Source organism: Sphingorhabdus sp. (assembly GCF_044239665.1).
GTDB lineage: Bacteria > Pseudomonadota > Alphaproteobacteria > Sphingomonadales > Sphingomonadaceae > Sphingorhabdus_B.
This window is the reverse complement of the sequence record NZ_JBIIBA010000009.1, coordinates 1-22,459: the sequence shown is the minus strand read 5'-3', so window position 1 is coordinate 22,459 and position 22,459 is coordinate 1. Positions and strand designations below refer to the sequence as shown.

Here is a 22,459-nt window from a genome sequence, read left to right as displayed (position 1 = left end):
TGGCTATCTAGCTGTCCGAAACTGATACTGTATTGGATCAATAGCAATGAAGTTATTCACGCGCCTGTCCTTAGCTGCCGTGCTCGTTTCCGCCACGGCATTGACACCATTAATTGCGCAAACGGCCTCTGATGCTATGGCCTCTGAGCCCAATTTGGATATACCCGAAGGACAGCAATTGTTCGGCAAAAACGACCCCAATGTGCGTCGTGCAACTGCGCAGGTAAATGGTGAAATCATCACCGGCACGGACATTGATCATCGCCTTGCGCTCATCGTAGCCGCGAATGAGAATAAATTACCACCGGAAGAATTGGCCCGTTTTCGCGCACAAATCTTGACGAATTTGATTGATGAAACACTGCAGATCCAAGAGGCAGCGGCCAATGAAATTGAAGTCACAGATGCTGAAGTAAACCAATATTTTGACCGTGTCGCCCAGCAGAATTTCAACCGTCCAGCAAACGAGGTCGAAAAATATCTGGTATCCATTGGTGCCTCAGTCGCAACACTCAAGCGTCAAATTAAGGGCGAGCTTTCTTGGAGCCGACTGCTTTCGCGCAATGTACGCCCATCTGCCAATGTAAGCGACGACGAAGTGAACGCCATCATTGAACGCATTAAGGCAACCAAGGGTACGACGGAATATCGCTTGGGCGAAATCTATCTGGCGGCCACGCCCGAAACCTTGCCGTCAGTGCAAGAAAACGCGCGAAAAATAATCGATCAATTGCGCCAAGGCGGCAATTTTGTAGCTTACGCCCGTCAGTTTTCTGAAGCGTCCACTGCATCCGTCGGCGGGGATCTCGGTTGGTTGTCGCTCGCGCAATTACCACAGTCGCTGGCCACGGCAGCAGCTGGCATGAACAGTAACGAGGTGAACGCTGTGGCATCGCCTGGTGGTATCTCCATCCTGTTACTGATCGATAAACGCCAGGTGGCAACCTCTGATCCGCGCGACTCCCTGTTAAGTTTGAAGCAAATTGCAATCAACTTTCCGAAGGGCACAACTGAAGCTCAGGTGACGCCATTGATCAAGACATTCAGCGAGGAAACGCAACGTATCTCGGGCTGCGGGGTCGCGGACGAGATGGCACGCAAACTTGGCGCTGATGTGGTTAACCGAGACGGCATCAAAATTCGCGAATTACCTGCTCCATTACAGCAGGTTATGCTCGATTTACAGGTTGGCCAATCAACGCCACCTTATGGTTCTTTGGAAGATGGCGTTCGCGTGTTCGTCCTATGTGGTCGCGACGCGCCACAAGAGGCCGCGTCAGAGAGTTTTGACGAAATCATGTCGCGATTGGAAGAAGAGCGCGTGAACAAACGCGCCCGCATCTACCTGCGCGATTTGCGCCGTGATGCTGTTATCGAATATAACTGATGCCGCTGGGCCGATTGGAACTGCCGCTGGCCGTTTCGGTCGGTGATCCGGCTGGTATCGGGCCGGAGATTATCGGAAAAGCCTGGGAAGCCCGCCACGCCTCTGGCTTGGCGCCTTTCTTTGCCATTGGCGACATTGGAAGTTTCGCCCCGCACTGGCACGGCCCGGTTGTCCGAATTGAAGACCCGGCGGATACGTTCAAACATTTCGACACGGCACTGCCCGTTATTCAACTGCACAACTGCCTTTCGGTCGTACCAGGCGTTCCGGACTTGGACGGCGCGCATTGTGCCTACCAAGCCCTAGAAATGGCAATCGGCTTTGCCCGGGCAGGGAGCGCCGCCGCTTTGGTCACTGGCCCCGTTTCCAAATCGCAGCTTTATGCCGTTGGGTTTACGCATCCCGGCCAGACTGAATTTATTGCCGAACGCTGCGGCGTAGCCAAGAATAATGCGATTATGATGCTCGCTGGCCCGGACCTGCGCGTGGTCCCGATGACGACACACATCCCGCTGGCCGATGTAGCAACAACGCTGGACGCTCGGCTGATCCGTCAACGCCTGCGCGCCACGGCAAAGGGATTGCAACGCAATTTTGGCATAGAAAATCCAAGGCTCGCGGTCGCTGGTTTCAACCCCCATGCCGGAGAATCTGGCCATATGGGTCGCGAAGAGCTTGAAATATTTGAGCCCGCCATTGCGCAGATCAGGAGCGAAGGATTCAACGTCATTGGTCCCCTGCCCGCCGACACGATGTTTCATGCCGAGGCGCGCGCACAATATGACGCAGCTTTATGCGCTTATCATGACCAAGCACTTATACCCCTGAAAACGCTGTATTTCCATGATGCTGTTAACATCACTCTTGGATTGCCCGTCGTTAGGACATCACCAGATCATGGCACGGCTTTCAGTATCGCTGGCCAGAACAAAGCACTGCCATACTCCATGATCGCAGCAATCAAAATGGCGGAATCAGCGGCATTACACCGCCTTGCCACCGCCGATGTGGGTTGATGACGGTTTCGCTGCCCCCACTTAGGGACGTCATTGCCCGCCATGGCCTGTCTGCCAGCAAGGCACTTGGCCAAAACTTCCTTTTTGATGAGAAGCTGCTGGATCGTATCGCAGCTATTCCCGGCCCGTTGGCGGGCGAGCATGTGTATGAGGTAGGACCAGGTCCCGGTGGTCTTACAAGGGCTCTGTTACGCGCTGGCGCAAATGTTGTTGCCGTAGAGCGCGACCATCGCTGCTTACCGGCGCTCGCCGAGCTAGCGGAAGCATTTCCCGGTCAATTGCGCGTTATTGAAGGGGATGCCCTCAAAATCGATCCCTTTGCCGAAATCGGCGCGCCATTTCACATCGTTTCCAACCTGCCTTACAATGTGGGGACGGCGCTCGCCGTTGGCTGGCTTAGCGGCAATGCATGGCCACCAATGTGGAAAAGCCTGACGCTTATGTTCCAGCGCGAAGTTGCTGACAGGATAGTGTCCTCCCCTGGCACCAGCGCTTTTGGCCGCTTAGCGATTTTGGCGCAGTGGCGTTCGAATGCGTCAATTGCAATGCCAGTCCATCGCTCCGCTTTTACCCCGCCGCCAAAGGTCATGTCCGCCGTAGTGCACATCACGCCCAAGGACGCGGCAAGTGGCGTTAAAATGTCCGTTTTGGAAAATCTGACGGGTGCCGCTTTCGGTCAGAGGCGCAAAATGCTGCGACAAAGCCTTAAAGGCGTCCCTGGCGCTTTAGCGGCACTCCATAAAACCGGCATTGCCGAAGATCGCCGTCCTGAAACCATTAATATAGCCGAATGGTGCGCGCTCGCACGGGAAGTTGGATAATCCCATACGCTAGGGGTGGTCCTTTTAAGCGACCAAAGCTAAGATCAGATCATGCATACGCTAATCGACAGCGAACGACAGGTTCTTGAAACAATTCAACAGCGCTCCATGCTTGACCAAGTGCAAAGCTGGTGCGCGGTGAACAGCGGCTCAAGCAATCTCGTTGGCTTAGCGACGACCGCGAAAATGCTGGCTGATGCGTTTTCGGTTCTTCCTGGCGAAGTTGCTCTGGTTAATCCCGAACCGGTCGACCGCGTGCTAGCCGACGGATCCATCAAAACTGTGGCGCATGGGCAGCATCTGTTGGTCACGGTGCGCCCTGATGCGCCAACACAATTGTTGCTTACGGGTCATATGGACACGGTTTTTCCTGCGGACCATGAATTTCAGAAGCTGCGCTGGTTAGATGACGGCGTCCTAAATGGTCCCGGTGTTGCCGACATGAAAGGCGGCATATCCGTCATGCTCGCCGCATTGCGCGCGGTGGAACTTTCTACAAACTTTTCGCGTACAGGATACCAAGTCCTCATTAACAGCGATGAGGAAGTTGGCTCACCTTCATCTGCAAAACTGATTGCCAAGCTTGCGCAGAACAAGTTGGCAGCGTTGACCTATGAACCTGCACTGCCCGACGGCACGCTGGCCGGGGCACGTGGCGGGAGTGGCAATTTCTCCATCATTTTTTCCGGCTTGTCAGCGCATGCCGGGCGCAACCCCAATGATGGCCGCAATGCGTTGTTGGCGGCAGCGGATCTCGCGCTTCGCCTCAAGCGGCTCTCGCGCGAAGGGCTATCGGTTAACCCGGCCAAAATCGAAGGTGGCGGTCCGAATAATGTCGTGCCCGATCACGCAATATTGCGCGTGAACTTCCGGCCACGCACTCCGGATATTGTGACACAAACCGAGGCTGATTTGCATCGGATCATCGCCGACATCGAACGCGAACATGATGTGCGCGCCCATCTGCATGGCAGTTTTGGTCGCCCACCCAAGCCAATCGACAACGAAGCCGCCAAGCTATTTGACCTCGTCAAACAATGTGGTGCTGATCTTGGTCTATCCATCGCCTGGCGCTCCAGCGGCGGTGTGTGCGATGGTAACAACATCGCGGCCTGCGGCGTCCCAGTAGTCGATACGATGGGCGTCCGCGGTGGCAATATTCACAGCAAGGATGAATTCCTCGTCGTCGAAAGCCTGACCGAGCGCGCACAATTGTCCGCACTGACCATCATGCGTTTATCAGAAAAAGGGGCCTTATGACTTTCCTCATCCGTCCGGCGAATATGGGCGATTTGCAACCGATTTACGAAATGGCGAAACGCACCGGCGGTGGTTTCACGAACTTACCACCGGACAAGAAAGCGTTGTCCGAAAAGCTGGAACGGTCTGCCGCTGGATTTGACCGTGTGGGGGATGATGTTGCCGACGACCTATATGTGTTTGTATTGCAGAACAGCCTCACCGGCGAAGTGCGCGGCACCTGCCAGATCTTCGGCAAAGTCGGCCAGAGATGGCCATTTTATAGCTATCGCATCGGCGCGTTGACCCAGCACAGTGTGGAATTGGAACGCACATTCCGGGCGGACATTCTCAACCTCTCTACTGATCTTGAAGGCACTACCGAAGTCGGCGGCTTGTTCCTGCACCCCGGTGAACGCGCTGGCGGGCTAGGTATGCTGATTGCGCGCAGCCGTTATCTTTTCATTCGCAACCATCGCGAGAGGTTCGCGGACAGAACTATTGCCGAATTGCGCGGCGTGATTGACGAAGCGGGAGGCTCTCCTTTTTGGGATGGTGTTGCCGGACGCTTTTTCGGAATGAGCTTTCAAGAGGCCGACGAATTTAATGCGAAGTTCGGCAACCAGTTCATCGCCGATCTCATGCCCAAGCATCCAGTGTATATCGCCATGCTTCAGGAAAGCGCAAAGACCGTTATTGGCGTGCCACATCCTTCTGGCCGCGCGGCCATGCGTATGTTGGAAAATGAGGGATTCGCGTGGGAAAATTACATCGACATTTTTGACGGCGGCCCCACAATGACCGCCCGCACTGACCAAATTCGGAGCATCCGCGAGGCAAAGGATGTGACGATAACAAAGATAAGCCATTCCGCAGGCGAACAGAATATCGACCAAAAGAAGTTGCTTACCATAGGCCGCTTGCACGCATTTAAGGCAGCTTATGGCTGGATTGATGATCGCGGCGATGACGTCATTATGGATGCAGAATGTGCGCAGGCGCTGAATATTTCGGTAGGTGATCAGGTGACTTATGTGGAGCGGTCTTAATGGCTTTGGTCGAAATCAATTTTGACGGAATCATAGGTCCAACCCATAATTATGCGGGGCTCAGCCTTGGAAATTTGGCATCGTCAAACAACGCTGGCGCGACATCTTACCCCAGAGCTGCGGCGTTGCAGGGCATTGAGAAGATGCGCGCCAACATTGGTCTTGGGCTGGCACAAGGATTCTTCATGCCGCTCGACCGACCAAACCACCATTGGCTCAGCGGGCTTGCGACCGATATGCAATCGGCAGAGCGACATATTCAGGCTGCCGCTTTTTCGGCTTCCTCGATGTGGGCGGCAAACGCAGCTACCGTCTCGCCTGCACCGGACACAGCCGATGGTAAATGCCATCTTTCGGCGGCAAACCTGCTCACCATGGCTCACCGAAGCCATGAGTGGACAGGAACTTTAGCGCAGTTGCAGTTGGCTTTCGCGAACGAAGGGCATTTTGCCGTGCATGGACCGGTACCAGCGCCATTTGGCGACGAAGGTGCAGCCAATTTCATGCGTTTATGTGCATCGCATGATGCAGCGGGTATCGAAATATTTGTCTATGGCAAAACCGGCGGCCCCTTCCCTGCGCGGCAACATATTGAGGCGTCAAAAGCTATAGCGCGCGCGCACCGGCTTAATCCGGCCAAAACTTTGTTCGTGCAACAATCCGAAATCGCCATCGCCGCTGGCGCGTTTCACAATGATGTCGTCGCCGTGGCAAATGAACGCGTGCTTTTCACGCATGAACACGCGTTTGAGAACCCAGAACAGGTCTATGCCGATGTCAAACGGCTTATGCCTGAGGCAGAGATTATCATCGTACCAGCAGACCGCGTTAGCCTCGCAGACGCCATTCAAAGCTATTTATTCAATGCGCAGTTGGTGACACTGCCCGACGGCGGCATGGCGCTTATCCTGCCCAATGAAGCGCAAGAAAATGCGCGGGTTTGGGGCTGGCTGACCGAAATGATCGACGGTAATGGCCCCATCCGCAGGCTTGTACCTGTGGACGTGCGCCAATCGATGGCAAATGGCGGCGGTCCGGCCTGCTTGCGTCTGCGCGTTGTTGCCGATCCCGCGACGGTTGATCAACGCTTCATGGCTGATGCGACAAAGCTGGACACCATAAAGGAAGTCGTTGCCACGCATTGGCCCGAAACCATCACGCCAGACCAGCTTGGTGATCCCGATTTGCTGGATAAGGTCCGGTTGGCGCGGTTTGCGTTGTTGGAGGCCACCGATCTCGTTGCGCTCGCCTAACCGCCAAGATTTTTAACAACGCGCCGCGGCTTGGACCATAAAGGCAAGGCCTTAGAGCTTCGCTGCCCCTTGCATTGCTGCAGAAGCGGGGCGTTTCTGTTGGCCGGCACGCGCGTATAAAAAAGGTCCCGGATTCTGTTGCCCGGCTCCGGGGGGCCGCTGTAACCTTTCTGTTGCCCGGCCGGTTCGGCCGCGTTCTTTTAGTGTAAATTCAGACCGTTAGGCCCAAAATTACGCTGCGAGAGCAAGTGCTGAGTTATCGTTTGCACCTATTGGTTATGAACCATTTCACGGCTTATTCATGCCGGGCAAAAACAATGCTTTTCAACGCACGTCGATCCTAGTTCAGCCCCTCCAAGACCTCTGACAAACAGAGATTTTGGTGGAGCTGCCGGGTACCGCCCCCGGGTCCGCTGCACCTATTGCACATCGCAATTTATCGCCATAGCCGAGCGAACTCGGCAAGAACCCATATAGGCCTTTTTTCGTGAATGGGAAGTGAAGGCGGTTAAAGACCCTGCATATTTCGGCTTTCGGCCGGAACATGGACAACCAACCCGTCAAGTTCGGGCGTCAGGTTGATTTGGCACGATAAGCGGCTCGTGCGTCGTGCGCCCGAGGCAAGGTCGAGCATATCTTCTTCATCCTCAATCGCACGCGGGAGTTTATCAAACCAATCCTTGTCGATGATTACATGACAGGTAGAACAGGCCATCTGGCCTTCGCATGTGCCCTCCAAAGGCTGTCCGGCGGCTTGCGCGAGATCGAGCAAGCTCTGCCCATCGACTGCTTGGACCTCCTGGGATTCGCCGTCGGCACTGATGAACGTGACTGTGATCATAACATCGCCTCTGCTGCTCGGTTGATAGCGTCTGCGGCAATATCAATCTCTTCAGCCGTCGTATAGCGGCCAAAGCCCAAGCGGATGGAAGATTTTGCCTGTGCGTCAGTCAGACCAATCGCGCGTAACACATGGCTTGGGCGGCCGGAGCCACTGGCACAAGCGCTCCCTGCAGAAAAGGCGATGTTCCGACACTCAGAGATCAGCCGCGCCGCATCAACGCCTTCCCGGCGAATATTGAGGTTGCCTTTATAGCGTTCGGTCGTCGCGCCATTAATGGTCCAGTCAGCAAACGTGGCCGTAGCACGATCCCACAGGGCGGAGAGATGCACGGCGTCCATTTCCATCCGTTCTGCCGCCAATTTTGCAGCAGCGCCAAAGCCGGCACATAAAGCAGGTGAGAGCGTGCCCGAGCGCATGCCTTGCTCTTGTCCCCCGCCCAGCATTTGTGGGGCCAGTGAAACGCCATCGCGCACCCACAAAGCCCCGATGCCTTTTGGTCCGTATATTTTATGCGCAGAAATCGCGATCATATCTGGGCCATCGGGAATGTGCATACGGCCAAAAGCTTGCACAGCGTCGCATAGGAAGAGATTATTTTGAGCGTGGGCGGCGGCGGCGAGATCGGCAATAGGTTGAATGGTTCCAATCTCGTTGTTGATAAGCATGACCGCCTGCAACGCAGCATCTGTGTTCAGTTGATCGACGAGGCCATCGCTTCTCACTGGCAACACATCACCACCCAAATGCTTAACGCAATCCAGAACCGCCGCATGCTCAGTCGCAGCGGCGCTCACCGCCAGACCAGTTCCCACAATCGCCAAATTTATTGCTTCTGTCGCCCCGGAGGTAAAGATAACGCGGCCGCCGGCTGGCAACAAAGCGGCCACCTGATCACGAGCGACCTCAACCGCCGCTGCCGCTGCTCTGCCCGCTGCATGCATGCTATGCGGGTTCGCAAATCCTGTTTTTAGCCAAGGCTCCATTGCCGCAAAGACCTCGGGAGCGAGTGGCGTCGTGGCTTGATAGTCCAGATATATCATGCGGCTTTTGCACGGGCGACAATGCTGCGCCAGACATCAATGAAGCGCGCGACGTCAGCGTCATTCGTATCAACGCCAAAACTAACCCTAATGACTTCGGACGCGGATTTATCATCCCATCCCATCGCGCCAAGTACATGGCTGGTTTTCAGCGTTCCCGAAGAACAGGCGCTGCCCGCAGAAACCGCGACCCCTGCCATATCAAAATTGATAAGCTGGCTCGATGCGGCAACGCCTGGCATATGGTAACTGCCGATGGTCGCTAGCCGGTTGCTTTCCGATGCAATGACAACACCGCCAGCGTCGACAACCGCGGCTTCCAATATTTTGCGGAGGCGGACTGCGTTTTCCATCCACAAAAACCCCGCCTCAAGCGCAGCTGCAAACCCGATCGCAGCAGGCAAATTCTCCGTCCCGCGCCGATAGCCTTGCTCTTGACCACCGGTTGGAGATAATAATCCAAGATTGCGCACGAGCAATGCGCCCATGCCCGGCGGCCCGCCCAATTTATGCGCCGAGACTGCAATCATATCCGCATCGGGGAGCGGCAGTTTTCCAGCGCTCTGCGAACAATCGGCGAAGAATATGCCGCCAACGTCCCGCACGGCGTCAGCAATCTCCTTTATGGGCTGGATAACGCCGGTTTCATTGTTCACGGATTGAACGGCAAATCGTGCGTTGCCAATAATCGCACCGACATCGACCTGTCCACCAGCCCCTACCGGCAAACGGTTCGGCCCAGCTACTGCCAGCACCGCATCATGCTCCACCGCACTCGCCACCGCGGCCGTGCCCCGAAGCCCAAGTGCAATCGCTTCGCTGGCTCCGCTCGTCAGGATGACTTCTCCATCCCAATCCAGCGCGACTGCAATCCGCCTGCGTGCGTCCTCTAGAGCAAAGCGGGCGCCCCTTCCCTCTTGATGCGGCGATGACGGATTCGCCCAGTGCACCATGGCTTCAGCCATCGCCGCGCGCGCCGCCGGAATGACGGGCGTCGTCGCGGCATGATCGAGATAGATGCGGCTTTGGTCGGGCATAATTTCCATGACAGTTGCGAAAATCGTCACTGCTTCTATATAGCGCTTCCTATTCCTGCAAAGCCCGAACCGTCGGGTAAAGCTCGGTACACATTCTTAGAATCGAAATTTTATATGCCCGCCATTGCTATTCCCGGTCCAGAAGGTCGCCTTGAAGCCCGTTTTTCGCCGCCACCGCGCCCACGAGCACCAATTGCAATGATATTGCATCCGCATCCGCAAGCCGGCGGGACAATGAACGACCGGATCACGCAACAACTTTACAAAACCTTTGTGGCGCGTGGTTTCGGCGTCTTACGCTTCAATTTTCGCGGCGTTGGTAGAAGCGAAGGCGAATTTGACAATGGTATCGGTGAATTGTCCGACGCCGCGTCCGCGCTCGATTGGGTCCAAAGCTTCCACCCCGAAGCATCCACCACATGGATCGCCGGTTTCAGTTTTGGCGCGTGGATCGGAATGCAGCTTTTGATGCGTCGTCCGGAAATCCGTGGCTTCATCTCGGTTGCGCCTCCAGCCAATATGTATGATTTCAGCTTTCTGGCGCCCTGCCCTTCATCGGGTATCATGATTCAAGGCGTGAATGATGAAGTTGTGAACCCAAATGCCGTGCAAAAGCTGGTCGACAAGCTTCGCACCCAGCGGCACATCACCATTCATCACGACGAAATTCCGCGCGCAAACCATTTCTTCGAAAATGAAATGGAACTGCTGATGGCATCCGTGAACGGCTATCTCGATTTCCGGTTGGACCCGAACTGTCCTATTAAGTGACGTGTTCACGCAAGGGCTTAGAGAACGCGCAAAAATTTAAAAGCTGACGTCATTCTGAACGTGTTTTCATCCGTCACCCTGAACTTGGTTCAGGGCCTTACTTCTGGGGTCGCCAATTATTAAGATTCTGAAACAAGTTCAGAATGACATCAGCTTTTGCAATATCCGCGCCATCTGCGCCTCCGCGTGCGAAAATTAGCGTTGTTCAACCGCCCCAGTGACCAAAGACTGCCCTTTTTCATCTGGCACCACCCAAATCGCCACATTGGCGAATATTACTAAGGCCGCCGAAAACATCAGCCACATTTGCTGGCTAGCGCCGTCCCGCCGCCAACGTTTCCATGCACCATATAGGAGCAGGAAAGCAGACAGCATCGCGATGGACAATATGGCATTAAGCATGATCGCCCCCATAAAGACGGTGGATAAGCTGCGCAATCACGGAAATTCGGCATGGCCTTTTGCGGCGTGGTCCCATAGGGGAAGCCTATTCCGACTCAAGCTGCTACAGGATGTGCCATGCGTATCGCCATCGCCTCAGATCATGCTGCTCTCGCGTTGAAATCAGCGCTAGCTGAATATCTGCGCGCTGCCGGGCATGACGTCGCCGACCTTGGCCCCCATGACGAAGCTTCAGTGGACTATCCCGATTATGGATACAGGCTTGCAAGCGCGATTGCCGATGGGTCGGCGGAACGCGGTGTGGCTTTATGCGGGTCCGGCATTGGCATTTCCATCGCCGTAAACCGCAATCCTGCCGCGCGCGCCGCGTTGGTGTCTGAACCACTTTCGGCACGCCTGTCGCGCGAACATAATGACGCAAATGTCATTGTCATGGGCGCACGCCTAATCGGTATCGAAATGGCGAAGGCCTGTATTGATGCATTTCTCTCAACCGAATTTGGTGGCGACCGGCACCAACGGCGCGTTGATAAATTATCCAATCCCATCATGACTAAGGAACCAGCATGAGCACGCGCCCCGCACACGATCTTTCCGATGTTCAGCCCGACGGCTTTTTCACACGCGGCTTGGCCGAAACCGATACTGAAGTGTTTGCCGGCCTTACCCATGAACTGGACCGCGAGCAGAACCAGATTGAGCTGATTGCGTCCGAAAACATTGTTTCAAAGGCTGTGCTTGAGGCGCAGGGTTCAGTCTTCACCAACAAATATGCTGAGGGCTATCCCGGCAAGCGTTATTATCAGGGTTGTGCGCCCTCAGACGAAGTTGAATCATTAGCTATCGAACGCGCCAAGAAACTGTTCAACGCTGGCTTTGCCAACGTCCAACCGCATTCCGGCGCGCAGGCCAATGGCGCGGTGATGCTGGCGCTGGTAAAACCGGGCGAGACAATACTGGGTATGAGCCTTGATGCAGGCGGCCATTTGACGCATGGCGCAAAGGCCGCCATGTCCGGCAAGTGGTTCAACGCGGTGCAGTTTGGCGTCAATCCAGAAACCCATCTTATCGACTTCGACGAGGTCGAGCGGCTTGCCAAGGAACATCGTCCGAAAATCATTATTGCCGGTGGCTCCGCTTATCCGCGGATCATTGATTTCGCGCGCTTCCGCGCCATTGCTGACGAAGTTGGCGCGATCTTCCATGTTGATATGGCCCACTTTGCCGGCCTGGTTGCTGGCGGCGTGCATCCCAACCCGCTTGAGCATGCGCATGTTGTAACCAACACCACGCATAAAACGCTCCGTGGACCGCGTGGCGGCATGATCATGACCAATGATGAGGCTATCGCCAAGAAGATCAACTCTGCGGTCTTCCCGGGCCTCCAAGGCGGTCCATTGATGCATGTTATTGCTGCCAAGGCTGTGGCCTTTGGTGAGGCGCTTCGCCCCGATTTCAAAACCTATGCCGCAGCGACAATCGCCAATGCACAGGTGTTGGCCGCAACGCTGCATGAACGCGGCGCAAACTTGGTTTCCGGTGGCACCGATACGCATTTGGCGTTGGTCGACCTGACCCCACTCGGCATTACCGGACGCGATGCCGACGAAGCGTTGGAGCGCGCGGCTATCACCTGCAACAAAAACGGCATTCCGAACGATCCGCTGCCGCCGATGAAAACAAGCGGTATCCGCGTGGGGTCGCCTGCCGGAACGACACGCGGCTTTGGCGTCGCTGAATTCCGGGAGATCGGGCACATGATCTCTGACGTGCTTGAAGGTTTGCGCCAAAAGGGCGAGCATGGCGATGCAGCGGTCGAGGCCGAGGTCCGTCTGCGTGTCCGCGAATTGTGCAGCCGCTTCCCAATTTACCCATCTTGAATTATCTAGGTGACTTACCCATCTAATACACAGAAGGGAAATAACCATGGGATTTTGTAACGAGTGTAATGCTGAATATAGCGAAGGGATGAAGTTCTGCCCGCAATGTGGCGCCAAAACGCCTGAGCAGCTTGCGGCCGAAAGCTTCCCCAACCAAGCCAAGCATTATGTCGGTGAAGCTGCGGACGAATTGTGGGGCGCGACCAAGGACGCTTTTCACACCGGCAAGCATCTCGCCGATCAAGACACAGTTAAAAAAGTCGCTGGCGGCGCAGCCATTGGCGCAGCCGCAGGCATTATCGCTCCAATCGGACTTGCCACCGGTGCATTGATTGGTGCAGGCATCGTCGCGTACAGGCATGTGAACAAGAAAAAGAATCAGGAAAAATAATTGCGCTGCCCATTTTGCGGACATGACGATAGTCAGGTAAAGGACAGCCGTCCGACCGAAGACAATAGCGCGATCCGCCGTCGGCGGCAGTGCGAGGGTTGCGGTGGGCGCTTTACAACCTTTGAGCGCATTCAGTTGCGTGAGTTGGTTGTGATCAAAAGCGAAGGCAAACGCGAGCCGTTTGACCGAGAGAAGCTGGAACGCTCGCTGTCCGTCGCGTGCCGAAAACGTCCGGTGGACAGTACGCAAATAGAAAAGCTTGCCTCTGCCATCCAGCGCCAACTTGAAACCTTGGGTGAAAGCGAAATCGAAACCAAACGCATTGGCGAATTCGTCATGGATGGTTTGAAGGCGCTTGATAGCGTTGCCTATATTCGCTTCGCGTCCGTGTATAAGGAGTTTAGCGAAGCCAAGGATTTTGAGGATTTCGCCGGAAGCGTGGTTGAAGCGGCGCTGAAATGAGCGCGCCACCCATCATGATCCTGTGCCGTCCGCAATTGGGCGAGAATATCGGCAAGGCGGCGCGCGCCATGCTCAACTTTGGCCTTACCGAAATGCGTTTAGTAGCGCCGCGTGACGGATGGCCCAACCCCAATGCAGGTCCAGCGGCATCGGGCGCGGACATTGTGTTGGCGAATGCCCAAGTTTTTCCCACACTTGCGGAGGCAACCGCGGACATTGCCCATGTCTATGCGACAACGGTACGCAAGCGCGGTGTGACGAAACCGGTTATAACCCCAGAAGTGGCCGCCCGAGAGGTATTCGGCAACACAGGGCGAAGCGCGATATTATTCGGCGCCGAACGATCAGGCCTGGAAAGCGACGAAGTCAATGTTGCCCGCGCTATCATTACAGTGCCGATTAATCCTGAATTTGGTTCGCTGAACTTGGCGCAAGCGGTCATCCTGTGCGCGTATGAATGGTCGAAAACGCAGACGCTCGCGAGCCCGCCAAAAACGGATTTGGAGCCACCTGCGACGCAGTTCGAACTAGACGGCCTTATTGCACAATTGGACGCCATGCTCGAGCCGCTGAATTATTTCACGCCCATTGACCGCGCGCCAGTCACCCGCCGCACATTGCGCAATTTGCTGACGAAGCCAGCATGGAATGCCCTTGAGGTCAGAACATTACGCGGCGTGCTCACAACGTTGAATAGACGGAGACCGCCCGAAGGTTGAAATTGTGGCTTCTTAGCCCACCGCTGGTCAGACTATCGGACGCGAATGGCATCCCATTTATCGAGTTCGTAAGCGATAGAAGCTTCAACCAAACGCTCCCATAGGTCAGCAACTACCTTAACCGGAATATCCGAGCCAATTGCCGCATCTTGAACGTTTTTGAGAACCTGTTGCTTGCGCGCTTCGTCACGGACGGCGTTGCGTTCTGTTTTAATCCGGGCGGCGGCATCCATATACGCAAAGCGAACAGCAAGAAGTTCGACCAGTTGCGCATCAACCGAATCAACGCCCGCACGCACTTCGGTCATATCATTGCACTTGGCGGGTTCAATTGGGCTGACTGTTCTGCTCATGGCAGCGCCTTTACGATTCAGCCTTCGTAAAGTCGAGCCAGATGTTGACATAACGCCCATCAACGGCCATAGGCGCCGCTTCGCAATCGACCCTGCACTCCGGTGAAGCAGGTGTCCGGCACATCCCAGATGTGTCGCGCGGTACCGGAAACAAAGTTGTTAGCAATTGGAGACTGAATATGTCGATGCGCAAAAGCTCGAAGTATAAACTTGACCGCCGGATGGGTGAAAACATCTGGGGCCGTCCAAAATCCCCTGTAAACAAGCGCGAATATGGCCCAGGCCAGCATGGTCAGCGCCGCAAAGGCAAGCTGTCTGATTACGGCATCCAGCTGCGCGCCAAGCAAAAGCTCAAGGGCTATTATGGCGACGTAACGGAAAAGCAGTTTAAGCGCGCCTATCAAGAAGCCAGCAACATGAAGGGCGATACGTCGCAAAACCTTATCGGTCTGCTGGAGCGTCGCTTGGACATGGTCGTATACCGCGCCAAGTTCGCACCAACCATTTTTGCTGCACGCCAGATCGTCAGCCATGGCCATATCCGCGTCAACGGCGTGAAGTGCAACATCGCCAGCCGTCAGGTCGCCGTTGGCGACGTCATAAGCCTTGGACCGAAAGCTAAGGAAATGGCTCTGGTTATCGAAGCTCAAGGCCTCGCTGAGCGTGACATTCCTGAATATGTTGCCGTTGATGGCAATGACAAGGTAACCTTCGCACGCGTCCCTACGCTTGATGAAGTGCCTTATCCTGTGAAGATGGAACCAAATCTGGTCGTCGAATTCTATTCGCGTTAATCTTCCACGCAAAGATTACAAAAAAGGCGGTCGATGTGGCCGCCTTTTTTTTTGCGCGCAAACCATGTCGGCCCGCTGCAGTTTCTCAATAAACTACTGTCGCGCCAGCGAAGGCCTACGCATTCCCAATGCAAAGCCTTTTTCATTTGAGCCGCACGAACGGGTCTGGCACAAGGCGCGCAATAATATTTCACTTTAGGAGAATTCCATGCGCCTGCTTTCCTTGGCCCTTGTTTCCGCGCTTGCCCTGACCAGCGCGTGCCAGAAGGCGGCATCGCCGGATATGGCGCTATCAGCGCTGCCTGACGTAACGGTTCCCGCTTTGTCGGAAAAGACAATGCAGGACGTCACCCGCGAATTGTCGCTTGATGCGTATGAAGGTCGTGCGCCCGGGTCTATTGGCGAAGAAAAGACAGTCGCCTATTTGATTTCAAAGTTCAAAGCGGCAGGGCTCGAACCGGGAAATAATGGCAGTTGGACACAGGACGTCCCCCTGATCGAAATTACCGCGAAAAAAGTTTCGCCCCTAAGGATTGCCGACCGGAACGGAAAGGCCATGTCTTTTGCTTATGGCAGCGACTATGTTATCGGCAGCTATCGCGAAACGCCCAAAACCGAAATCAAGCAAAGCGATATGGTTTTCGTCGGCCATGGTATTGTCGCCCCTGAAAAGGGATGGAATGATTATGCCAGCGTAGATGTGAAAGGTAAGACCGTCGTTGTGATGGTCAACGACCCCGATTTTGAAAACGAGGGCCTTGATGGCCCCTTCGGCGGCAAAGCCATGACCTATTATGGTCGCTGGACCTACAAATATGAAGAAGCTGCCCGTCAGGGAGCCGCTGCCGTTTTGATCATCCACGACACTGCGCCAGCCGCTTATGGTTGGAATGTCGTCAATTCCAGTTGGACGGGCACGCAGTTCCTCGCACAATCCAAAGATGGCGGCAAAAGCCAGACCCAGGCCAATGGCTGGATTCAGAAATCGGTCGCCAAGGATATTTTCGCCGCAGCAGGCCAAAACCTGGAAAAGCAAATGGCTGCAGCAAAGCAAAAGGGGTTCAAGGCCGTGCCGTTGAACCTCACCGCCTCTTTAAGCTTTGAAAACGACATTACGCGCAAGGCCAGTAAGAATGTGATTGGTGTGATGAAGGGCAGCAAACGGCCCGACGAATATGTGCTTTACACCGCGCATTGGGACCATCTGGGGCGCTGCACTGCGGCGGCGGATGGCGATGATATTTGCAACGGCGCCGTTGACAATGCAACGGGGACAGCTGCGCTGGTTGCGCTTGCGGAGGGCTATACCAAAGCTGGCGCACCAGACCGGTCGGTCGTGTTTCTTGCGGTCACTGCCGAAGAAAGCGGCTTGCTTGGTTCCAAATATTATGCGGAAAACCCTGTATTCCCGCTGTCCCAGACCGTTGGCGGCGTGAATATGGATGCGTTTTCGATGTCCGGCCCTGCCAAGAACCTGACCGTTATTGGCAAAGGCAAGTCGCAACTTGATACCTATTTGGAAGCAGCAGCGAAATCGGAAGGTCGCACGCCCGAAATGGAACCGACCCCCGAAAAAGGTTTCTTTTATCGTTCCGACCATTTCAGCTTCGCAAAGCTTGGCGTGCCGATGGTCTATTTCGAAGGTGGCGATGATTTGATCATTGGCGGCAAAGCAGCGGCCCAAGCAGCTGCGGACGACTATGAAAAGAATCGTTATCATGCCCCCGGCGATGAATTTGACGAAAAATGGGATTGGTCCGGCGTTATGTCCGATCTAAAACTGTATTACCGTGTTGGCCGGATGCTTGCGATGACCAATGCATGGCCAAATTGGAACGAAGGCGATGAATTCCGCGCCGTTCGCGACAAAAGCCGCAGCGGGAAATAATCCATGGCGTTTCGCATGCCCGCAGAATGGGCCCCCCATGAATCGGTCTGGATCGGCTTTCCAAGTTCGACCGATGCCTGGGGTGAACCGCTGCATCACGCCCAGTTGCAGATTGCTGCATTTGCCAACGCCGTCCACGCATCAGGCGAGGGAGAGGCTGTCCATGTGATCGCAGGCAGCGCCGAAGCCGCCAAGGTTGCCAAGGACCTTGCGGACAATGGGGTTCATGTAGAACAGCGCCTCATCGGCGACATATGGCTACGTGACACGGCTTGTATCATCGTAAAGGACGGCGATCATCGTATCGCCCGCGATTTTGGCTTTAATGGCTGGGGGGACCGTTTTGATTATCCCGGCGACAAAAGCATTGGCCATGACCTCGCTATTGCTGCGGGATTTGACGTCATGAAGGCGGATTGGATTTTGGAAGGCGGCTCCATAGATGTGGACGGTGATGGCCTGGCCGCGACCACTGTCGATTGCTTGTTGAACCCGAACCGTAACCCTTCGCTTGATAAGGAGGCGATTGAATCGCGGCTGCGCGACGACCTTGGGATCGAACGCCTGCTATGGCTGGGCGACGGCTTGGCGAATGATCACACCGATGGGCACATCGACAATCTCGCCCGCTTTGTGGGTTCGAACCATATCCTCATTCCGCAAGGCGCAGGGTTCGATGACCCCAATGAAGCCGTTTTTGCAGATGCCCGGAAACGCGCGGAAGCATTTGGGTGCCGGGTCAGCCTCATGCCTTCGGTCGGGCGCTTCTTGCAGGATGGGGAAGCCGTTCCGGCAAGCTACATGAATTTCTACATCGGCAATGCCGCAATTGTGGTGCCGATTTATGGCGTGCGCAATGACGATGCAGCTATTGCCGTTTTGGCGTCATTGTTCCCCGACCGAAAGGTTGTCGGTGTCATGGCGGACGCAGTATTGACCGGCGGCGGCAGCTTTCATTGCTCCAGCCAACAAGTGCCGACATAACTCTATTGGAATTTTAAGCGCACATACCCATATCCGGAGCACGCAACCAAGAAGAGGATTTCCCATGAAAAAAGCGTTTCTATTCGCCCTTGCAGCCGCCACTTTGGCAGTTCCCGCGCTCGCGGACCACCATGGCGCCAAAAAGGCCGACCATGACAAGATGCATAAGGCGCATCAGGAACGCCTTGCCAACATTCTTGCCGACCCTGCCCGTGCCAATGATGCAAAGCGCGACCAGTATCGTCATCCTGCCGAGACTTTTGAATTTTTTCGTATTCATCCCAATCATGTCGTTGGTGAATATGCCCCCGGCGGGGCATGGGTGTCGCGGATTCTTGGCCGTTATGTGAACGAGAATGGCAAATATACTGGCCTGTATTTCGGAACAAAAACACATTTCAGCGATCAGCAAAAGCAAGGCATAGCTGCAGGAATTACCAAATTCCCGTCGGATGTAGCGGCGGTATCCGGTCGTCCAGCAACCGACTTCAACGCATTTTCCCTCAGCGAAATTCCAGAAGGTGCCAAGGGCAGCTTTGATCGAATTTTGGTGATGCGGATGATGCACAACCTTATCAATTGGAACATCGCCGACGCCGAAATAAAGGCCATGCGTGATCTGTTGAAGCCAGACGGCCTGCTCGGCATTGAGCAGCACCGTGCGAAAGCTGACGCACCCTATAGCTACACCAATGGCACTAAAGGCTATATGCGCGAAGCTGACATCATCAACTTCATGGAAATCCATGGTTTTGAACTTGTCGCCAAGAGCGAAGTGAATGCCAACCCCAAGGACAGTGCAAACTGGCCCGATGGCGTGTGGACATTACCGCCCGCGCTGCGTTTGAAGGATGTTGATCGCGCAAAATATGAAGCGATTGGCGAAACAGACCGGATGACATTGTTGTTCAAAAAGCGGGATTGATGATTTTGTGGCGGCAGCGACGCAAATGCGTGTCGCTGCCGCCCATATGCTAAGTGTAGCGTCAAATGTTATCCGAAAACAAAACATGCAAAATATGCGCTCTGACGACAATGGTGATTGCGGCGCGTTTCTGCGTGCGGCTATAGACGGGTCATGACTAGGAACATCACTGTAGCCGCGTTGCAATTGCCTTTGTCGGCTAGCGAAGCCGAAAACATCGGTGCCGTCAGCGACCTTGTGTCGCAGGCAGCCGACCTTGGCGCGCAAATTATCCTGCCGCCTGAACTTTTTTCCGGCCCTTATTTCTGTAAAACGCAGGAGGAAGACCATTTCGCGCTCGCGCGGCCAACATTGGAACATCCTGCGGTCAAGGCCATGGCGAAACTGGCCAAGCGCCTTAATGTTGCTATCCCCGCCAGCTTCTTCGAACGCGACGGCGCACATTTCTACAACAGCATCGCCATGATCGATGCGCATGGCGAGATCATGGGTGTGTATCGTAAGAGCCATATTCCCGACGGCCCCGGTTATCAGGAGAAATATTATTTCCGTCCCGGCAATACGGGGTTCAAGGTTTGGGATGTTTTTGGTACGCGCATTGGCGTTGGTATCTGCTGGGACCAATGGTATCCCGAATGCGCTCGCGCCATGGCATTGATGGGCGCTGAGCTTTTATTTTACCCCACAGCCATCGGTGCAGAGCCGCAGGATGCGACATTGGACACGCGGCACATGTGGCGGCGGGCGATGATTGGCCATGCCGTATCGAACTGTATGCCCGTCATTGCGGCCAATAGGGTCGGCAGCGAAGATGATCACGGACAGGCAGCGCAGAAATTCTATGGCACCAGCTTCATCGCCAATGAATGGGGCGATGTGGTCTGCGACCTGGACGACGCTGAAACCGGCATATTAGTGTCGACCTTTGACCTAGACCAAGCCCGTGCGCACCGCGCCAGCATGGGATTTTTCCGCGACCGTAGGCCAGCATTATATACCCGCCTTGCCCAGGATATTTGATCTGTCGCATCTCTATCTCCTTGGCATAGGTTCAAATCAGCCACATCCCGTCATTGGCGCGCCAAACCGCATCATCCCGCAGGCAATAGCTGCGTTGGAGATGGATGACATTGATGTGTTCGCGCATTCTGCCATCATCCAATCCAGTCCGATGGGACCATCGTCACGCCGCTTTGCCAATGCGGCTGCGGTCGTGGCGACCGAACTGGAACCGCCCGCGCTGCTTGCCCGCCTGCATGAAATCGAAAGCCATTTCGGACGCGTCCGTCGCGGCCAAAGCTGGCGCGCGCGGGTGTTGGACCTCGACATTCTCTTATGGTCCGGCGGCATGTGGGCCGGCAGCAACCCAGCGCTTTCCATTCCGCATCCGGGCCTGCGTTCGCGCGGCTTTGTCCTGACGCCCGCCGCCATGATCGCCCCCGATTGGCGCGACCCCGTGTCGCGGCTTAACATTCGTCACCTGCAATCGCGATTAAACCGACCAAAGGCGCTTGACCGCACCCCCCGCCGCCATTAGGGGGAGCGCTCTCCTTTGAACCCGTCAAGGTTCAGGTCGGGGGCCCTTAGCTCAGTCGGTAGAGCAACTGACTTTTAATCAGTAGGTCGCTGGTTCGAACCCAGCAGGGCTCACCATATTTTTCAATTAAATCAATAATTTGAGAGTGTCTTGGCGCTCTCTTTTTATGTGCGAAAAAAGTAGTACACAGTAATACACAAACCGTAAGTGATTGATTAGGTGAGAATCGTTGTAACGACGATGCGTCACAGCGTGATAAATACACTCGTAATGGAGTGTAGAAATGAACGCACGAGAGCAGATTAAACGAGCAGTCTTGCTACTGCCCAAGCTGGCAGCTGAGAGTGAGAGCAAGGAGATCAAGGCTGACATTGATCTGCTGATGGGCGTTGCATTGCAGTTGGTGACGGTTCTGGTGAGTAGAAACGATGCACTTGCTAGACAGTGCCGTTCACGAAAGTCCAAACCACCTAAGCCAACTCCACAGAGTACTGCTCAAACGCAAAAGCCCAAGCCAAGCAGCACTGATACTCAAAATAGTAAGAATGACTCTGTGGACCGTTCTACGGCGATTTCTTCAATTCAGCAGGGAATTCGCCAAGCTGAGCCAACGCTTGCAGATCAGCAACAAGCGTTGCGCGGATATGTATATGGAGCGCAGAATGATGAGGTTGCGTTTCGCAAAGCTGCGAAGGCTATCACACGATGAACTATAAGCTTTTTCAAAGCCAAAAGCGGCTGCACGACAGTCTGTTTGAACTCTACATTGATGGTGGCTTGGAATTGTTTCAGGCTGGCACTCGTGGCTTAAAGCGTGACTTAATCATAAGGCTTGAGACGAGCGGACTGACACCAGAGAAGGGTGAAATAATTCACTACTATGCAGTCAATCGTTGGGATGAAGATGACGAGTTTGATGAGTGGGCAAAACCTCTAGTAGCGTTGTCAGCAGAAGCTGAAGCGATAATTGGCGTGAATAATGATCAGCTTGACGGCTGTCGCTCAACGGTTGCCGTTGGATCTGATTTCATCAATTTTATTCACTAAAAATGTCGCTCTTAAACTTCCCGATATATCGTATATTCTTTTTCTTTTATCACCTTCTGATGTTTTTATCTCTAAAGCTCCAATATCTATTAATCTTTTTAAATCATTATTATGACTAGAAATAGATCTACCCGTTTTATTCATCAATTCTAATGAAGCTATTGGTCCATTTTCTAATATTTCTTTGATAATACGCAATTCATTATGTAAACATTTTATATTGGTTGATCTCTGAAAATTTAATATTTTCGTTAATTCGTCAATCATACGCTCTCCCAAGAGTGAATTTTTTCAACTCCATATTGAGATTCAAGAAAATGATAGTGTATTACAATATTTAGAACATATAGTATAATACACTAGCAATAACAGAGATTTATAATTTTATTGTAACAGTTGAAGGCGGAGATGTTGATGTTTTGCGAGAGGTCAAGGTCTTGGTTTGGGTTATTCGCAGACTGTTTTTTTGTACTTTCGGAAAGCACCAGCGGTCGAAAGGTTATACCAACCTGCATTGATCACAACTCACTGGCCCATTTACGATGGCCGATGGTCATAATGCGCCAAGGCTGATCTATGAGTTTGTTCCACGCCTCGCAGCAGAGGTCGACGATATTGTC

Annotated in this window: 26 protein-coding genes, 1 tRNA gene and 1 other RNA gene; 21 read left to right on the top strand and 7 right to left on the bottom strand. The window is 54.2% G+C overall.

The window, feature by feature from the left end; all coding sequences use genetic code 11:
• The first annotated feature begins 46 nt into the window (after positions 1 to 46).
• From ACILP3_RS04385 to ACILP3_RS04360, 6 genes are read left to right on the top strand one after another with little or no spacing between them, the layout of a single operon-like run.
• Complete coding sequence (locus ACILP3_RS04385) at positions 47 to 1,387, top strand: peptidylprolyl isomerase (protein WP_395615452.1); 1,341 nt, start codon at positions 47 to 49, stop codon at positions 1,385 to 1,387.
• Positions 1,387 to 2,403 (top strand): 4-hydroxythreonine-4-phosphate dehydrogenase PdxA, encoded by a 1,017-nt coding sequence (gene pdxA, locus ACILP3_RS04380; RefSeq protein WP_395615451.1) that lies wholly within the window; start codon positions 1,387 to 1,389, stop codon positions 2,401 to 2,403. The genes ACILP3_RS04385 and pdxA overlap by 1 nt, the downstream gene beginning before the upstream one ends.
• On the top strand, positions 2,403 to 3,224 hold the full coding sequence (gene rsmA / locus ACILP3_RS04375; RefSeq protein ID WP_395615450.1) for a 16S rRNA (adenine(1518)-N(6)/adenine(1519)-N(6))-dimethyltransferase RsmA: 822 nt from the start codon (positions 2,403 to 2,405) through the stop codon (positions 3,222 to 3,224). The genes pdxA and rsmA overlap by 1 nt, the downstream gene beginning before the upstream one ends.
• A gap of 51 nt (positions 3,225 to 3,275) precedes the next feature.
• On the top strand, positions 3,276 to 4,484 hold the full coding sequence (locus ACILP3_RS04370; RefSeq protein WP_395615449.1) for a hydrolase: 1,209 nt from the start codon (positions 3,276 to 3,278) through the stop codon (positions 4,482 to 4,484).
• The gene (locus ACILP3_RS04365) at positions 4,481 to 5,512 is read left to right on the top strand and encodes an arginine N-succinyltransferase (RefSeq protein WP_395615448.1); all 1,032 of its coding nucleotides are present in this window, start codon (positions 4,481 to 4,483) and stop codon (positions 5,510 to 5,512) included. Before ACILP3_RS04370 ends, ACILP3_RS04365 begins: the two co-directional genes overlap by 4 nt.
• Entirely contained in the window at positions 5,512 to 6,765 is a 1,254-nt protein-coding gene (locus ACILP3_RS04360; protein WP_395615447.1) for an N-succinylarginine dihydrolase, read from the top strand. Before ACILP3_RS04365 ends, ACILP3_RS04360 begins: the two co-directional genes overlap by 1 nt.
• Before the next feature lie 158 nt (positions 6,766 to 6,923).
• Here the strand turns inward: ACILP3_RS04360 and ssrA are convergent.
• From ssrA to ACILP3_RS04340, 4 genes are all read right to left on the bottom strand, one after another.
• Positions 6,924 to 7,267: a transfer-messenger RNA gene (gene ssrA, locus ACILP3_RS04355) on the bottom strand.
• Between the two features lie 6 nt (positions 7,268 to 7,273).
• Positions 7,274 to 7,606 (bottom strand): 2Fe-2S iron-sulfur cluster-binding protein, encoded by a 333-nt coding sequence (locus tag ACILP3_RS04350; protein ID WP_395615446.1) that lies wholly within the window; start codon positions 7,604 to 7,606, stop codon positions 7,274 to 7,276.
• The gene (locus ACILP3_RS04345; protein ID WP_395615445.1) at positions 7,603 to 8,649 is read right to left on the bottom strand and encodes a cysteine desulfurase family protein; all 1,047 of its coding nucleotides are present in this window, start codon (positions 8,647 to 8,649) and stop codon (positions 7,603 to 7,605) included. Before ACILP3_RS04345 ends, ACILP3_RS04350 begins: the two co-directional genes overlap by 4 nt.
• A complete protein-coding gene (locus tag ACILP3_RS04340; protein WP_395615504.1) occupies positions 8,646 to 9,686 on the bottom strand; it encodes a cysteine desulfurase family protein in 1,041 nt (346 codons plus the stop codon). Before ACILP3_RS04340 ends, ACILP3_RS04345 begins: the two co-directional genes overlap by 4 nt.
• Positions 9,687 to 9,800: 114 nt before the next feature.
• Between ACILP3_RS04340 and ACILP3_RS04335 the strand changes: the two genes are divergently transcribed.
• Positions 9,801 to 10,457, top strand: coding sequence for an alpha/beta hydrolase (locus tag ACILP3_RS04335; RefSeq protein WP_395615444.1), 657 nt, complete (start codon positions 9,801 to 9,803; stop codon positions 10,455 to 10,457).
• 195 nt (positions 10,458 to 10,652) lie between these two features.
• Here ACILP3_RS04335 and ACILP3_RS04330 read toward each other — a convergent pair whose 3' ends face one another.
• Positions 10,653 to 10,859 (bottom strand): hypothetical protein, encoded by a 207-nt coding sequence (locus ACILP3_RS04330; RefSeq protein WP_395615443.1) that lies wholly within the window; start codon positions 10,857 to 10,859, stop codon positions 10,653 to 10,655.
• 117 nt (positions 10,860 to 10,976) lie between these two features.
• Between ACILP3_RS04330 and rpiB the strand changes: the two genes are divergently transcribed.
• From rpiB to ACILP3_RS04305, 5 genes are read left to right on the top strand one after another with little or no spacing between them, the layout of a single operon-like run.
• Positions 10,977 to 11,429: a ribose 5-phosphate isomerase B gene (gene rpiB / locus ACILP3_RS04325; protein ID WP_395615442.1), complete on the top strand. Its 453-nt coding sequence runs from the start codon at positions 10,977 to 10,979 to the stop codon at positions 11,427 to 11,429.
• On the top strand, positions 11,426 to 12,739 hold the full coding sequence (glyA, locus tag ACILP3_RS04320) for a serine hydroxymethyltransferase (RefSeq protein ID WP_395615441.1): 1,314 nt from the start codon (positions 11,426 to 11,428) through the stop codon (positions 12,737 to 12,739). The genes rpiB and glyA overlap by 4 nt, the downstream gene beginning before the upstream one ends.
• Before the next feature lie 46 nt (positions 12,740 to 12,785).
• Positions 12,786 to 13,130, top strand: a complete 345-nt coding sequence (locus ACILP3_RS04315; protein WP_333568004.1) for a zinc ribbon domain-containing protein — start codon at positions 12,786 to 12,788, stop codon at positions 13,128 to 13,130.
• Positions 13,131 to 13,592 carry a transcriptional regulator NrdR gene (gene nrdR, locus ACILP3_RS04310; RefSeq protein WP_395615440.1) on the top strand — a complete coding sequence of 154 codons (462 nt, stop codon included), beginning with the start codon at positions 13,131 to 13,133 and terminating at the stop codon, positions 13,590 to 13,592.
• A complete protein-coding gene (locus tag ACILP3_RS04305) occupies positions 13,589 to 14,311 on the top strand; it encodes an RNA methyltransferase (RefSeq protein WP_395615439.1) in 723 nt (240 codons plus the stop codon). Before nrdR ends, ACILP3_RS04305 begins: the two co-directional genes overlap by 4 nt.
• 32 nt (positions 14,312 to 14,343) lie before the next feature.
• On the opposite strand, the gene ACILP3_RS04300 is transcribed toward ACILP3_RS04305, so the two are convergent.
• Positions 14,344 to 14,664 carry a chorismate mutase gene (locus tag ACILP3_RS04300; protein WP_395615438.1) on the bottom strand — a complete coding sequence of 107 codons (321 nt, stop codon included), beginning with the start codon at positions 14,662 to 14,664 and terminating at the stop codon, positions 14,344 to 14,346.
• 179 nt (positions 14,665 to 14,843) lie between these two features.
• On the opposite strand from ACILP3_RS04300, the gene rpsD reads away from it, so the two are divergent.
• The 9 genes from rpsD to ACILP3_RS04255 all read left to right on the top strand — a co-directional run bounded on the left by rpsD (position 14,844) and on the right by ACILP3_RS04255 (position 21,839).
• Positions 14,844 to 15,458: a 30S ribosomal protein S4 gene (gene rpsD / locus ACILP3_RS04295; protein ID WP_125229985.1), complete on the top strand. Its 615-nt coding sequence runs from the start codon at positions 14,844 to 14,846 to the stop codon at positions 15,456 to 15,458.
• 208 nt (positions 15,459 to 15,666) lie between these two features.
• Positions 15,667 to 17,346 carry a M28 family metallopeptidase gene (locus ACILP3_RS04290; protein WP_395615437.1) on the top strand — a complete coding sequence of 560 codons (1,680 nt, stop codon included), beginning with the start codon at positions 15,667 to 15,669 and terminating at the stop codon, positions 17,344 to 17,346.
• 15 nt (positions 17,347 to 17,361) lie between these two features.
• Positions 17,362 to 18,330 carry an agmatine deiminase family protein gene (locus ACILP3_RS04285; RefSeq protein WP_395615436.1) on the top strand — a complete coding sequence of 323 codons (969 nt, stop codon included), beginning with the start codon at positions 17,362 to 17,364 and terminating at the stop codon, positions 18,328 to 18,330.
• A gap of 64 nt (positions 18,331 to 18,394) precedes the next feature.
• Positions 18,395 to 19,255 carry a class I SAM-dependent methyltransferase gene (locus tag ACILP3_RS04280; protein ID WP_395615435.1) on the top strand — a complete coding sequence of 287 codons (861 nt, stop codon included), beginning with the start codon at positions 18,395 to 18,397 and terminating at the stop codon, positions 19,253 to 19,255.
• A 153-nt stretch (positions 19,256 to 19,408) separates the two neighbouring features.
• Positions 19,409 to 20,275, top strand: coding sequence for an N-carbamoylputrescine amidase (aguB, locus tag ACILP3_RS04275; protein WP_395615434.1), 867 nt, complete (start codon positions 19,409 to 19,411; stop codon positions 20,273 to 20,275).
• Positions 20,259 to 20,792, top strand: coding sequence for a 2-amino-4-hydroxy-6-hydroxymethyldihydropteridine diphosphokinase (gene folK, locus ACILP3_RS04270; protein ID WP_395615433.1), 534 nt, complete (start codon positions 20,259 to 20,261; stop codon positions 20,790 to 20,792). Before aguB ends, folK begins: the two co-directional genes overlap by 17 nt.
• A 40-nt stretch (positions 20,793 to 20,832) precedes the next feature.
• Positions 20,833 to 20,908: transfer RNA gene (locus tag ACILP3_RS04265), tRNA-Lys, on the top strand.
• Positions 20,909 to 21,075: 167 nt separating this feature from the next.
• Entirely contained in the window at positions 21,076 to 21,501 is a 426-nt protein-coding gene (locus tag ACILP3_RS04260; protein ID WP_395615432.1) for a hypothetical protein, read from the top strand.
• Positions 21,498 to 21,839 (top strand): hypothetical protein, encoded by a 342-nt coding sequence (locus tag ACILP3_RS04255; RefSeq protein WP_395615431.1) that lies wholly within the window; start codon positions 21,498 to 21,500, stop codon positions 21,837 to 21,839. Before ACILP3_RS04260 ends, ACILP3_RS04255 begins: the two co-directional genes overlap by 4 nt.
• Here the strand turns inward: ACILP3_RS04255 and ACILP3_RS04250 are convergent.
• The gene (locus ACILP3_RS04250; RefSeq protein ID WP_395615430.1) at positions 21,795 to 22,106 is read right to left on the bottom strand and encodes a hypothetical protein; all 312 of its coding nucleotides are present in this window, start codon (positions 22,104 to 22,106) and stop codon (positions 21,795 to 21,797) included. The genes ACILP3_RS04255 and ACILP3_RS04250 overlap by 45 nt on opposite strands.
• Positions 22,107 to 22,459: the final 353 nt, after the last annotated feature.